Genomic DNA, 13,143 nt, shown 5'->3' on the forward strand with positions numbered 1-13,143 from the left:
CCCTCTCTCGGTGCGGAGAGACCAGTCTGGCCGGGAAAGTCGTTGGCGCTGACGGTAAAACTGTCCTCAGTCCGTGCCAGGCCCTCCCGCATCCAGAGGACTGAACGCGGTAGTTCGGAATACCGACTACCGCATTCAGTCCTCTAAATGCGTGGCCGTGCGTAGGCGCCTTCCCGCGCCGCGACCGCCACCGCCCGCGCCGTGACCCGAGCCTCCGCCACCGTGACGCTCTCCCGCGACAGGAAAAGCCGGTAGAAGATCGGCCCGCACACCGCCCGCACCAGCTCGTCGCCGTCCGTGCCGGAAGGGATCTCGCCCCGCGCGACGGCCCGCTCCGCGATCGGCGCCATGCGTACGTGCCGGTCGGCGTAGAAGTCGTGCAGCGCCTCGGCCGCTTGCGGCGACTGGAACGCCGCGAGCACCGAAGCCGTCGGCAGTTCCTTCAGCGCGGGCTCGGTGAAATACCGCACGACCTCCGCGGCCACTTCGTACAGATCGTCCTCGAGCGATCCGGTGTCGGGCGCCGTCCAGTCGTCCTCCGCCCCCATCTGCAGCGCGGCGGCGACGAGGCCGTCCGGCGAGGACCAGCGCCGGTAGACCGTGGTCTTGTGCACGCCGGACCGCTCGGCGACCGCGTCCACGGTCAGTTCGCCGAACCCGCGTTCGGCCAGCAGGTCGAGGGTGGCGTGCAAGACGGCCTGGCGGGTGCGTTCGGTCCGGCCGCCGGGCCGCTGGGTACCGGAGGTTGCCAATTGCTACTCCTGTTGCGTTAGTGTGGGCAGTATGTCAGATCCAGCGAAGATCGCCGAACTCATCGGGGACGCGAAGATCGTCGCCATCGGTGAGAACAACCACCACATCCACGAGTTCGGCGACCTGCGCAATCGTTTGCTCCAGCACCTCGTCGAACAGCACGGCTTCCGGGTCGTGGCCTTCGAATCCGGTTTCGCCGAGGGAAAGCTCGTCGAAGACTGGCTGAACGGCGCCCCAGGCGACGTCGCCGAGATCGGCCGCGACGGCTTCACCTTCTCGCTCGGGGAATCGCCCGAGGCGCACGAAATGCTGACGTGGCTCCGCGAACGGGGCGACGTCCGGTACTACGGCCTCGACGTGCCGAGTTCCGCGGGCTCGCCCGTGCCCTCGCTCGACGCGGCCCGCGCCTATCTGTCCACTGTCGACGAGGCCGCCACGAGCCTGGTCGACGCGGCGATCGAGGCGACCAAGGGGTACGCGTCGGTCAGCAGCGCGGAGGCGCCCGCCAAGTACGCCGCCCTCGACGAGACCGCGAAAGACAAGGCGACCGCGGCGCTCACGCGGCTCAGGACGCACCTGACCTCGTTGCGTCCCGTCTACGGGAACACGGCCGTCGCGGAGCACCACGTCGAAGGCGCACTGCGCGTCGACGCGTACCTCGCCGAGGTCGCCGCGATGATGTCCGGCGACGCGCCCGCCCTGCAGAGCGGTTCGCGCGACGCGTACATGGCGGAGACCGTCCGGCTGATCCGGCGGCTGCACGGCGGCGACACGAAGATCGTCGTGATGCTCCACAACGGACACCTCCAGCGCGTCCCGTTCTCGCCGTTCCCCGGCCTCACCTCACCTTCGGCAGGCACGCACCTGGCTGCCGAGTTCGGCGACGACTACTTCGCGCTCGGGCTCACCGCGGTCGAGGGTGAGACCACCGGGCTCAAACCCGATCCGGCCGCGCGGCTCGGTTTCACCGTGTACCGCCAAGAACTGGAAGCGCCGGCGGAAGGCAGCGTCGAAGCCGAAGGACCCGGACTCGTGGATCTCCGCCCACGCCGGGGAATCGCGGGACCCCAGAGCATCCGGCACGCGCATCTGTTCAACCCCGTCGACGTCGCCGACGCCTTCGACGCGCTGGTCTGCTTCCCGAAATCGACGGTCAGCGGCCATATCGGGCAAGACCAGTCGAACGGGTGACACTCCGGGGTTGCCGCCCCCGGGGTACAGGCGTAGAGCCAAGGCATGATCATTCGACTGGTACGGGTCATGGCCGCGCTGGCGCTCCTGGTGCTGGTGGCGCAGCCCGCCTCCGCGACGGAAGTCCAGCAGAACCCGCCGAACTGGGGGCTGGACCGGATCGACCAGCGAATGGGTCTCGACCAGCTCTACCACTACGAGACCGACGCGAAGGACGTCACGGTCTACGTGATCGACAGCGGGGTCGACGCGGCGCATCCGGACTTCGGCGGCCGGGTGAAGCCCGGTAAGGACTTCCTCAACGGTGGCACGGACACCACCGACACCAATGGTCACGGCACGTACCTGGCCGGTGTCGCCGCGTCGAGGACCTTCGGGGTCGCTAAGGCCGCGCAGATCGTCCCGGTCCGGGTGATCGACGCGCAGGGCGGCGGTGCGACGGACAAGATCATCGCGGGTATCGACTGGGTGACGCAGAACGCACAGCAGCCCGCCGTCGCCGTCCTCGGTATCGGCGGCACGGCCAACGACCAGCTCGACGCCGCCGTCCGCGCGCTCGCGGCGGTCGTTCCGATCGCCCTCCCGGCGGGCGGCGAGGCCACCGACGCGGGCAAGTTCTCACCCGGCCGGGTCACCGAAGCGCTCACCGTCGGCTCGACCGACGCGAGTGATCAGGTCGGTTCGACGTCGAACTACGGCGAGGTCGTCGACCTGTTCGCCCCCGGCGTGGACGTGCCGGGACCCAACGCCGGCGGCAGCGGCGGCAGGGTGCTCAGCGGCACGTCGTCGGCCGCCGCGCACGTCGCGGGGGTGGCCGCGCTGTACCGGGCCCTGCATCCCGCTGCCTCCGCGCCGGACGTCGCGAAGGCGCTCGTGGATCTCGCCGCGGTCGACGTGCTGACCGGTGTCCACGAGGGCACCGCGAACCGGGTGCTGCAGAGCCCGGGCGCGCAACACGAACAGGGATGATGTCCATCACCTGGACGACAGCTCCCGCCCTGCGGGACCGAGCAGGTAACGTGCCTCACCTACCGATCCGATGATGGGAAGGACCGGCATGTTCCGCAAGGTACTGGTCGCCAACCGGGGTGAGATCGCCATCCGCGCGTTCCGCGCCGGATTCGAGCTCGGCGCGGGCACGGTGGCTGTGTTCCCGCACGAAGACCGCAATTCGCTCCACCGGCTGAAGGCCGACGAGGCCTACGAGATCGGCGAACCCGGTCACCCGGTGCGGGCCTATCTGTCGGTCGAGGAGATCGTCGCGGCCGCCAAGAAGGCGGGCGCGGACGCCGTTTACCCCGGCTACGGCTTCCTCTCCGAGAACCCGGACCTCGCGCGCGCGTGCGAGGACGAAGGCATCACCTTCGTCGGGCCGAGCGCGGACATCCTCGAACTGACCGGCAACAAGGCCCGCGCGGTCAAGGCCGCGCGCGAGGCAGGCGTGCCGGTGCTGGGTTCCTCCGAACCGTCCTCCGACGTCGACGCGCTGATCGCCGCCGCCGAGGAGATCGGCTTCCCGGTCTTCGTGAAGGCCGTCGCCGGCGGTGGCGGGCGCGGGATGCGGCGCGTCCAGGACCCCGCGCAGCTGCGTGAGTCCATCGAGGCCGCCGCGCGCGAGGCCGAGTCGGCCTTCGGCGACCCGACGGTGTTCATCGAGAAGGCCGTCGTCGAGCCGCGCCACATCGAGGTCCAGATCCTCGCCGACGGCGCGGGCAACGTGATCCACCTCTTCGAGCGCGACTGCTCGGTCCAGCGGCGGCACCAGAAGGTCGTCGAGCTGGCCCCCGCGCCGAACCTGCCGTCCGAACTGCGCGACCGGATCTGCTCCGACGCGGTGAAGTTCGCCCGCCAGATCGGCTACCGCAACGCCGGCACCGTCGAGTTCCTGCTCGACCGGGACGGCAACCACGTCTTCATCGAGATGAACCCGCGGATCCAGGTCGAGCACACGGTGACCGAGGAGGTCACCGACGTCGACCTCGTCCAGTCGCAGCTGCGCATCGCCTCCGGCGAGACGCTCGAAGACCTGGGGCTCTCGCAGGACAAGGTGTACCTGCGCGGCGCCGCCCTGCAGTGCCGCATCACGACCGAGGATCCCGCCAACGGTTTCCGCCCGGACACCGGGATGATCAGCGCGTACCGCTCGCCCGGTGGCTCCGGTATCCGCCTCGACGGCGGGACGGCGTTCTCCGGCACCGAGATCAGCGCGCACTTCGACTCGCTGCTGGTGAAGCTCACCTGCCGCGGCCGCGACTTCAAGACCGCCGTCGGCCGCGCCCGCCGCGCCGTCGCCGAGTTCCGGATCCGCGGTGTGGCCACGAACATCCCGTTCCTGCAGGCCGTCCTCGACGATCCGGACTTCCGAGAAGGCCGCGTCACGACGTCGTTCATCGAGGAGCGCCCGCATCTGCTCACCGCGCGCCACTCGGCCGACCGCGGGACCAGGCTGCTGACCTACCTCGCCGACAAGACGGTCAACAAACCGCACGGCGAACGTCCGCGCACCCTCGATCCGCAGGTCAAACTGCCGAAGCTGCCCAAGGGTCTCGAACCGGCGCCCGGCTCGAAGCAGAAGCTCACCGAACTCGGCCCCGACGGATTCGCCCGCTGGCTGCGGGAGTCGCCGACCATCGGCGTCACCGACACCACCTTCCGTGACGCGCACCAATCGCTGCTCGCCACCCGCGTGCGGACGAAGGACCTGCTCGCGGTCGCGCCGGTGGTCGCGCGGACCACGCCGCAGCTGCTCTCGCTGGAGTGCTGGGGCGGCGCTACCTACGACGTCGCGCTGAGGTTCCTGGCCGAGGATCCGTGGGAGCGGCTGGCGAAGCTGCGGGAAGCGGTGCCGAACATCTGCCTGCAGATGCTGCTGCGCGGCCGCAACACCGTCGGGTACACGCCGTATCCCACCGAGGTGACCAACGCCTTCGTCGAGGAGGCGACGGCGACCGGCATCGACATCTTCCGGATCTTCGACGCCCTCAACGACGTCGAGCAGATGCGCCCGGCGATCGAAGCCGTCCGCGAGACCGGATCCGCCGTCGCCGAGGTCGCGCTCTGCTACACCTCGGATCTGTCGGACCCGTCGGAGAAGCTGTACACGCTGGACTACTACCTCAAGCTGGCGGAGCAGATCGTCGGCGCGGGGGCGCACGTCCTGGCCATCAAGGACATGGCGGGCCTGCTGCGGGCGCCGGCGGCGGCGCGGCTGGTTTCCGCGCTGCGCAAGGAGTTCGACCTCCCCGTGCACATCCACACGCACGACACCGCGGGTGGTCAGCTGGCGACGTACCTGGCCGCGATCCAGGCCGGGGCGGACGCCGTCGACGGTGCCGTCGCGTCCATGGCGGGCACGACGTCGCAGCCGTCGCTTTCCGCGCTCGTCGCCGCCACCGACCACTCGGACCGGCCGACCGGGCTCGACCTGCAGGCGATCGGTGACCTGGAGCCGTACTGGGAGAGCGTGCGCAAGATCTACGCGCCGTTCGAGGCGGGGCTCTCCTCGCCGACCGGGCGGGTGTACCACCACGAGATCCCTGGCGGTCAGCTGTCGAACCTGCGCACCCAGGCGATTTCGCTCGGCCTCGGGGAGCGGTTCGAGGACATCGAGGCGATGTACGCGGCCGCGGACAAGATCCTCGGGCACCTGGTCAAGGTCACGCCTTCGTCCAAAGTGGTCGGTGACCTCGCGCTGCACCTCGTCGGCGCGGGCGTCTCGCCGTCCGACTTCGAGGCGGAGCCGAACAAGTTCGACATCCCCGACTCGGTGATCGGCTTCCTGCGCGGCGAACTGGGCGACCCGCCCGGCGGCTGGCCGGAGCCGTTCCGTACCAAGGCCCTCGAAGGCCGGGCGCAGCCGAAGCCGGTGCAGGAACTGTCCGAAGAGGACCGCAAGGGGCTGGCGGAAAACCGGCGCGCGACGCTGAACCGGCTGCTGTTCCCCGGGCCCACGAAGGATTTCGAGGCGCACCGCGAGCAGTACGGCGACACCTCCGTCCTGCCGTCCAAGGACTTCTTCTACGGCTTGCGGCCGGGCGAGGAGTACTCGGTCGACCTGGAACAGGGTGTCCGGCTGCTGATCGAGCTGGAGGCCATCGGCGAGGCGGACGAGCGCGGTCTGCGCACGGTGATGTCCACGCTCAACGGCCAGCTGCGCCCGATCCAGGTCCGCGACACGTCGATCGCGTCGGACATCCCGGCGACGGAGAAGGCAGCCAAGGGCGACCCGAAGCAGATCGCCGCGCCGTTCGCGGGCGTGGTCACGCTGCAGGTGTCCGAGGGCGACGAGGTCGAGGCCGGTGCCACGGTCGCGACCATCGAGGCGATGAAGATGGAGGCGTCGATCACCGCGGCGACCGGTGGCAAGGTGTCGCGGCGCGCGATCAACGCCGTCCAGCAGGTGGAAGGCGGGGACCTGCTGCTCGTCCTGGAGTGATGTGGGCTGAAAGGGCCCTTCACCGCATGCGACGCGGTGAAGGGCCCTTTCGTCGCGTTTCATGCGGGGATGGGGCCCTTCACGCGCGGCGGCGGGGCGTGGTGTCGCGAAAGCCCCGTTCGGGGCCGCAGAAATCGCGGAAGGTGCGTTCGCGACATGGTCGCTGGGCCCTGGGGTGACCACCTTTCGCAACGCGGCATCTCGATCCGCCCAAGCCCCGGCCGTCCGCTCTTCACGGACTTGCGGCCGCCGCTAGCCTGGACCGGGTGCTGATCAACGCCGTACCCCAGTTCCAGGGCGCTCTGACCGAACGCGCGCCCGAGTTGCCCGAAGGCTGCGTCGCGCTCGCCGAGCTGGCGGGCCACGTGCTGGGCGCGCCGGTGCACCACATCCTGCAGACCCGCGAAACGTCGCCCGCGGTCGACGGTATCGCCAACCGCGCGGTGCTCACCGGCGCGAACCGGGCCGCGCAGCTCGCCGCCCTCGAGGCGCCGGGCGGGCCGGTGCTCACCATCGGCGGGGACTGCGGCGTCGAGCTGATCCCGATCGGGGTCGCGCGCTACCGCTTCGGTCCGGGGCTCGGCGTCGCCTGGTTCGACGCGCATTCCGACCTCAACACCGCGGAGACGTCGCCGTCGGGCGCGTTCCACGGCATGGTGCTGCGGTCACTGCTCGGCGAGGGCGACCCGGAGTTCGCCGCGAACCCGCCGGTCGAACCAGGACGCGTCGTCCTCGCGGGGACAAGGGCTTTCGACGACGCCGAGCGTGCCGTGGTCGACCGCGGGCTCGTCGTCGAGACGGCCGACGTCGCCGCCGGCCTGGCCGGTGCGGACAAGATCTACGTCCATCTCGACCTCGACGTGCTCGACCCGGCAGAGTTCGACGGGCTGAACTATCCGGAGCCCGGCGGCTTGACGATCGGGCGCCTGGTGGCGATGCTTCGCGGGCTGAGCGGCTTCGAAGTCGTCGGTGCGGGGATCACCGAATGCGTCGGCACCGAGGTCCGCGTGCTGGAGCCCGTGCTCGAAGTACTCGGGGAATTGCTCACCGGAAAGCAGTGACGCTCCGTATTCATCGGCCGTTCGTACGTACCGCGCGAGGCGTTTGCCGGGCACTTGTCATCAAAATTCAGGGATGCCCCGTGATTTTGTCACGATGGTGACAAGAAATCGGTTTCTTCTGCGATAGGTGACACATTTACGAGCGACTTCGCGATGTGTTCGTTGTCACCCCACGACGATCGTGGGGTGCCGGGACGCTGGGCGGAGCAAAGGAGCTGCGATGTCGGTGGAGCGCGGAATCGAACACGCTGCGCAGCCCCCTGCGGCGCTTCCCCGCAAGCTCGCCGACATTTTGCGACCGGAACTGGGCAGTCTCGCCAACGAGATCGTCGACGAGATCCGGGCGACCATCCCCGCGTACGCGCGCCCGCTCGACGGGCCGTACGGCAAGTCGATCCGCGCGGGCGTCGAGTACGCGATCACGTTGTTCGTCGCCCAGATCGCGGATCCGAGCGTCTCCAAGGAACAGTCACACGAGGTCCACCACCGGCTCGGGCAGAACGAGATGCGGGAAGGCCGCAGCCTCGACACCCTCCAGTCGGCGTACCGCGTCGGCGCCAGGGTTTCATGGCGGCGCATCATGCGGGTCGGCCGCCGCAGCGGCCTCTCCTCCGCGGTGATGTCGCAACTGGCCGACGCGATGCTCGCGTTCATGGACGAACTCGCGTCCGTCGCACTGGACGGATACCTCGAAGCGAAGGCGCGCACCGCCGGCGCCCTGGACACCTGGCGCCGCAAACTGCTGCACCTGGTACTGGAAACCCCGCCCGCGCCGACGAAGGCGATCGCGGAACTCGCGCAGCTGACCGGCTGGACGGTGCCCGAGCGCGCGACGCCGGTGGTGCTGCACCCGATCGGCGACACCGTCAGACCTCGGCGGCACAACGCGGTGGATTCGGACGTCCTCGCCGAACTCGACTGCGCTGAGCCGCGCGTGCTCGTCCCCGGCGAGCTCTCCGCCGCCCGCCTCGCCACCTTGCAGGCCGCGCTGCCGGACTACCGGCTCTCGATCGGCCCGTGCCGCCCGCTGGACTCCGTCGCCGATTCCCTCCGCTGGGCGCGCGAGGCCCTGCACCTGTCCGAACGTGGCATCATCCAGGCCCGCCGGGTGATCCGCGCCGAAGAACACCTCGCCACCCTGCTCGTGAACGCCGACGCCGCGCTGACGTGTCAGCTGCGCGACCGCCTGTTCGCCCCGCTCGCGGAGATGACCGGGAAACAGCGGGAACGGCTGCTCGAAACCCTGCGAGCCTGGCTGGACAGCCAGGGCAACGTCGTCGACATCGCCGAGCGGCTTCAGGTGCATCCGCAGACCGTGCGCTACCGCATGCGGCAGTTGCAGGCGACCTTCGGTGAGCACCTGCGCGACCCGGGGGCGCGGTTCGAGATGGAGCTCGCGCTGCGGGCCGGGGTCGCGCCCGCCGGTTACGCCTTGCCGGAGGTGCTGCCGGCGCCGCGCAAGAGTCCACAGTGGACACCGAGCGGGTCTTAGGAGTACGCCTGGCTGTCATGAAAGGGTCGTTCAGGACGAAAAATGTCCTGAACGACCCTTTCATGACACTCGTCAGCGGCGCGCCACCGGCGGATCCACATTGGGGCACTTGCGCTCCAGGTCCCAGGGCAACCCGACCTGGTTGACTCCGACGCAGGCCTGGTTCCCCGGCCCCGACGCCATCCCGGTCAGCAGCGAGTCGAGATCCTCCTTCACGCCGCAGCCCGAAAACGGGGGCAGGGTGAAGTCCCGATAGGCGGGATCCGTCCACTTCGGATCGGTGCGCACGACGCCACCGGTGAACATCCCGTACTTCTCCCCGCGGAGATTGATCTTGATCGACTCGGCGGTGAGGCAGTTGTCGCCGACGTCGAGGCCGACCCCGTTGATGGTGACCCCGCTCAGTTTCGCGTAGACCTTGAGCGGGGTGAGGACGGTCGAGCTGCCCTCCGGTTCCGGGATCGAAACGCCGTCGACGTCGATGATGTGATTGCCGGTCGCGTAGTCCTCCGGCAGCAGTTCCATGGTCGCGGTGATCGGGACGAAGCCGAAACCGAGGAAGGTGACCGTGCTCGGCGGCATCATGACGGAGCCGGTGATCTTGCCGGGCCCTTCGGTGTTCTCCAGGTCGACGTGCCACACCGCGTTGACCATGAACGCGGGCTTCAACCGGGCGAAGGCGCCGAGTTTCGTGATCGTCGACGTGCCCTGCAGTTCGAACGGCTGCAACGCGATGGGGTAGAGAGCGCTGGCGTGGACATCGTCCGCGGATCGCGCGCCGGCTCCGGGCTTCTTCGGTTCACCGGGCTTGCCGGACCGCGGTTCAGGCTTCCCGAGGGGCAGGAGCGCGACACTGCCGAGCAGTGTTTTCTGGTCCGGTGCTTGGACGCAGGTGATCGGCTTGAGCGGCGTCTCGGCGGCGGTCAGCGCGAGCGACGGCGCGCCCGTGCTCAGCCGCAGCTCGGACGGTACGTTCAGCACGATGTCGGGGACGGTGCCCGTCGCGACCAGCTTCAGGTCGCCGGTGGCCGGTACCTTCGTCGCCGGGATCGTCAATGACACGGGGACCGGGGTCTTCTTGTCCCCGTTCGCGGCCGTGAGTTCGACCGTCGCGCCACCCGCGACCTCGGCAATGGCTCCGAGTGCCCCTTCGCCGATCGTGAAGGTCAGCGAGAAGTCCTTGACCTGTACGGACTTTCCGGTCTGGACGACCTTCGGCAGGGTCGCCTGGACGTCCATCGTGACCGGTCGTTCCCCGGCTGGATCCGGGAAGACGCAGGTGTTCGCGAGACTCTGGTGCGCGGACGTGGCGCCTTGCAGTGGTACCGGCGGCGGGGTGGCCGGATCGGTCGCGGCCGAAGAGGACAGTGCGCCGCTCACCCCCACGAGCAGGATCACGCCCGCCAGAACGGGAATCCTCCCGAATGCCCGGCGAACCTGCTGTGTCATGGGTGTTCCTCTCCTGCCTCGCGCTGGTGTGTCACGTGATCGGGATCGCCGGGCTGAACGCGCGGTTCTGCGCCGGGTTGGTGTTCTTCACCGTGCAGTTGAAGATCCAGGGACTCCACGTCCCGTCCTTCTGGCGAAGGGCGCCGTCGATGCGGAACGTGGTCCCGAGTCCGATGGCCGCTTGGCCGGGTGTCCCCGCCCCGAAGGTGGGTACGACGGTGCTCGTGTCCTGTTCGAAAAGGACCGTGCGCGGCCCCTGGACGTACGGGGCGATCTGTTCGGGAATCCTCAGCCGCGTCACCTCCGCCGAAGCCGGAGTGGTGTTCGTCCCGGTCAGCGAGGTGGTGATCGTGCCGCGAATACCGTCCCGGTTGCTGGCGTAGAACGTCACGGCGTTGAGGGTGGCGTTGAACACGAGGCTCCCACGGATTCCGCTCGGGGAGATCGCGCCACCGGAGGGCACCGAATCAGGGCCGGTGAAGGTCATCCTGACGTCGAGCGGCTGCTGGCCGATCGACGGGAAGCCGCACATGTACGTGACCGTCCCCGTGCCGAAGGATGTTTCGGCCGTGGCCGGTGCGGCCGTGAGCAGCGAGACCGCGCCGAGCACTGCGGCCGAGACCGCGCTCGCCCGGCGAACCTGCCGTCCCATGGGGATTCCCTTCGCGTCGTGGAGCCCGTGCGGGGCGGGCGTCCCAGCCCCGCACGGTGGTTCATCAGGTGACCGGGATCGCCGGGCTGAACGCGCGGTTCTGTGCCGGGTTGGTGTTCTTCACGGTGCAGTTGAAGTTCCACGGCGTCCAGGTGCCGTCCTTCTTGTGGAAGTCCAGTGGCGCGTTGATCGTGGTGCCGAGCGAGGCGGTCGCCGAACCCGGCGTGCCCGCCGTGAACGTCGGCACGCCGGTGCCCGCGTCCTGGACGATGTTGAACGTCCGCGGCCCCGGCACGTACGGGTTGATCTGCGTCGGAACGTCCAGGTTGGTCACCGTCGCCGAAGCGGGCGAGGCGTTGGTGACCGTGACCGGCATGTTCGCCTTGCCGCGCACGCCGTCGTAGTTGGCGGCGTTGAGCAGCGCGTTGATGGTGGCGTTGATGGTGGCGGAACCCGCGACGGACGCCGGGGTGAAGGTGCCGCCGGCGGCGACCGAGTCCGGTCCGGTGAAGTTCGCCTTCACGTCCAGCTGCTGCTGGCCGATGCCGGGGAAGTTGCACATGTAGGCGACGGTGCCGGTGGCGTAGGTGGTCGCGGCCGCGGCCGTGCCGGCGGTGAGCACGGCGACGGCGCCGAACACGATGCCGGTGGTGGCGACGCCGGCTGACAACTTGCCAAGTCTACGGGACATACCTGTCATCTCCTTTGATCCAGTTTACGTCTCGGGCGGCTTTCCCCATGCGCCTTTCGGCGGATTTTTCTGATCAAATATGCTCGAATCGAGCGGCTTTCTCGGTGGTGGGGTAAACCGAGGTTACCCGCGAGTTATGTACGTAACAAGGATTCATGTCGACATGTTTCGAAGCAAGCCATGGGTCCGTTCTTTCTTGTCAGTGCGCGCTGAATTCGATTATGAAGTTTGTCCGGGGGTGACAAAGAAGGGGCCGATCGGTGGATGCGGGTTAACATTCGGCGCATGTCTTCCGAGAATCGACGAATCCGATCACGACGGGTAGCGGGCGTCGCGATTACGGTCATGATCGCAACGGTTTCCCTTTGCGGGACGGCGAGTGCCGCGCAGACCGGCGAAGCGCGGCCATGGGGGAGCAACGACTACGGGCAGGGGACCATACCGGCCGCCGCGCTCGGCGCCAGCGCGGTCTCCGCGGGCGCGATCACCCACCTCGCGCTCAAGGACGGCGGCGTGATCGCCTGGGGGAACGACAGTTACGGCCAGTTGTCGGTTCCGGCGGCGGCCACGTCCGGTGTCTCGGCGATCGCCGCCGGCTGGGCGCACGAACTCGCGCTGAAGAACGGCGGCGTCATCGCCTGGGGCAACGGTTTCTACGGTCAGAACGTGGTACCGGCGGCCGCGACGTCGGGGGTCACGGCCATCTCCACCAGCGCGTACTTCAACCTGGCGCTCAAAACGAACGGCAGCGTGCTGAGCTGGGGTTCGAGGACGGCCTTGCCCACGACGGTTTCGTCCGGGGTCACCGCGATCTCGGCGGGCGGCGATCACGGGCTGGCGCTCAAGAACGGCGGCGTCATCGCCTGGGGCAGCAACGGGAAAGGCCAGATCACCGTGCCCGCGGCGGCCACCTCGGGGGTGTCGGCGGTCTCCGCCGGCTTCCGGCACAGCATCGCCCTGAAGAACGGTGGTGTCATCGCGTGGGGTGACAACTTCTACGGCCAGGCCACGGTTCCGCCGGAGGCGCAGTCCGGCGTCGTCGCCATCGACGCGGGGTTCAACCACAACGTCGCGTTGAAGGCCGACGGGAGCGTCTTCGCCTGGGGGAGCAACGTGAAGTCGGAAAGCCGTGACACCAGCACGGAACCGCCGACGGACTTCTGGAAGTTTTCCGGCGTGTGCGCTCCGGTCTACGCCGTTTCCGCAGGTGACAGCACCGGTGTCGCCTTGGTCGACCCGACAGCGCCGTACTTCTGCTGACCGTCTCGTGAGTGGTGAGTGGGCGGGCTCGCTCAGTGCTTCCGATGGACCCGGCGTCGAGCTCTTATGTCGTGAAGGGCCCCTTTGAGACCTTCATCGTCTCAAAGGGGCCCCTCACCCCCAAAACCCGCCCCCCCCCACACCCCGGGGCGCCCGGAC

The 13,143-nt window shown here is 68.9% G+C and carries 10 protein-coding genes; 6 read left to right on the forward strand and 4 right to left on the reverse strand.

From position 1 onward, the window contains the following. Window positions 1-143 precede the first annotated feature (143 nt). Complete coding sequence (locus tag ACFVM3_RS30295) at window positions 144-752, reverse strand: TetR/AcrR family transcriptional regulator (protein WP_378443354.1); 609 nt, start codon at window positions 750-752, stop codon at window positions 144-146. Between the two features lie 31 nt (window positions 753-783). Between ACFVM3_RS30295 and ACFVM3_RS30300 the strand changes: the two genes are divergently transcribed. From ACFVM3_RS30300 to ACFVM3_RS30320, 5 genes are all read left to right on the forward strand, one after another. Next, window positions 784-1,944, forward strand: coding sequence for an erythromycin esterase family protein (locus ACFVM3_RS30300; protein WP_378443355.1), 1,161 nt, complete (start codon window positions 784-786; stop codon window positions 1,942-1,944). A gap of 69 nt (window positions 1,945-2,013) precedes the next feature. Next, window positions 2,014-2,913 (forward strand): S8 family peptidase, encoded by a 900-nt coding sequence (locus ACFVM3_RS30305; RefSeq protein WP_378443363.1) that lies wholly within the window; start codon window positions 2,014-2,016, stop codon window positions 2,911-2,913. A gap of 88 nt (window positions 2,914-3,001) precedes the next feature. Beyond that, entirely contained in the window at window positions 3,002-6,379 is a 3,378-nt protein-coding gene (locus ACFVM3_RS30310) for a pyruvate carboxylase (protein WP_378443356.1), read from the forward strand. 266 nt (window positions 6,380-6,645) lie between these two features. Next, window positions 6,646-7,440: an arginase family protein gene (locus ACFVM3_RS30315; protein WP_378443357.1), complete on the forward strand. Its 795-nt coding sequence runs from the start codon at window positions 6,646-6,648 to the stop codon at window positions 7,438-7,440. A gap of 220 nt (window positions 7,441-7,660) precedes the next feature. Then, window positions 7,661-8,932, forward strand: coding sequence for a PucR family transcriptional regulator (locus ACFVM3_RS30320; RefSeq protein WP_378443358.1), 1,272 nt, complete (start codon window positions 7,661-7,663; stop codon window positions 8,930-8,932). A gap of 72 nt (window positions 8,933-9,004) precedes the next feature. Here the strand turns inward: ACFVM3_RS30320 and ACFVM3_RS30325 are convergent, their stop codons facing one another. From ACFVM3_RS30325 to ACFVM3_RS30335, 3 genes are all read right to left on the reverse strand, one after another. Then, the gene (locus ACFVM3_RS30325; RefSeq protein WP_378443359.1) at window positions 9,005-10,381 is read right to left on the reverse strand and encodes a DUF6801 domain-containing protein; all 1,377 of its coding nucleotides are present in this window, start codon (window positions 10,379-10,381) and stop codon (window positions 9,005-9,007) included. Between the two features lie 31 nt (window positions 10,382-10,412). Continuing rightward, window positions 10,413-11,033 carry a DUF6801 domain-containing protein gene (locus ACFVM3_RS30330; protein ID WP_378443360.1) on the reverse strand — a complete coding sequence of 207 codons (621 nt, stop codon included), beginning with the start codon at window positions 11,031-11,033 and terminating at the stop codon, window positions 10,413-10,415. A 64-nt stretch (window positions 11,034-11,097) separates the two neighbouring features. Continuing rightward, on the reverse strand, window positions 11,098-11,724 hold the full coding sequence (locus tag ACFVM3_RS30335) for a DUF6801 domain-containing protein (protein WP_378443361.1): 627 nt from the start codon (window positions 11,722-11,724) through the stop codon (window positions 11,098-11,100). Between the two features lie 345 nt (window positions 11,725-12,069). Here ACFVM3_RS30335 and ACFVM3_RS30340 point away from each other — a divergent pair, with 345 nt between their 5' ends. After that, window positions 12,070-12,984, forward strand: coding sequence for an RCC1 domain-containing protein (locus ACFVM3_RS30340; protein WP_378443362.1), 915 nt, complete (start codon window positions 12,070-12,072; stop codon window positions 12,982-12,984). Window positions 12,985-13,143: the final 159 nt, after the last annotated feature.

The sequence above is a fragment of the Amycolatopsis sp. NPDC057786 genome (assembly GCF_042797905.1).
GTDB lineage: Bacteria > Actinomycetota > Actinomycetes > Mycobacteriales > Pseudonocardiaceae > Amycolatopsis.

Excerpts from the sequence above, each read along its gene's own strand:
- ACFVM3_RS30300 (WP_378443355.1), top strand. The coding sequence starts at position 784 with ATGTCAGATCCAGCGAAGATCGCCGAACTCATCGGGGACGCGAAGATC.
- ACFVM3_RS30305 (WP_378443363.1), top strand. The coding sequence starts at position 2,014 with ATGGCCGCGCTGGCGCTCCTGGTGCTGGTGGCGCAGCCCGCCTCCGCG.
- ACFVM3_RS30310 (WP_378443356.1), top strand. The coding sequence starts at position 3,002 with ATGTTCCGCAAGGTACTGGTCGCCAACCGGGGTGAGATCGCCATCCGC.
- ACFVM3_RS30320 (WP_378443358.1), top strand. The coding sequence starts at position 7,661 with ATGTCGGTGGAGCGCGGAATCGAACACGCTGCGCAGCCCCCTGCGGCG.
- ACFVM3_RS30325 (WP_378443359.1), bottom strand. The coding sequence starts at position 10,381 with ATGACACAGCAGGTTCGCCGGGCATTCGGGAGGATTCCCGTTCTGGCG.
- ACFVM3_RS30330 (WP_378443360.1), bottom strand. The coding sequence starts at position 11,033 with ATGGGACGGCAGGTTCGCCGGGCGAGCGCGGTCTCGGCCGCAGTGCTC.
- ACFVM3_RS30335 (WP_378443361.1), bottom strand. The coding sequence starts at position 11,724 with ATGTCCCGTAGACTTGGCAAGTTGTCAGCCGGCGTCGCCACCACCGGC.
- ACFVM3_RS30340 (WP_378443362.1), top strand. The coding sequence starts at position 12,070 with ATGATCGCAACGGTTTCCCTTTGCGGGACGGCGAGTGCCGCGCAGACC.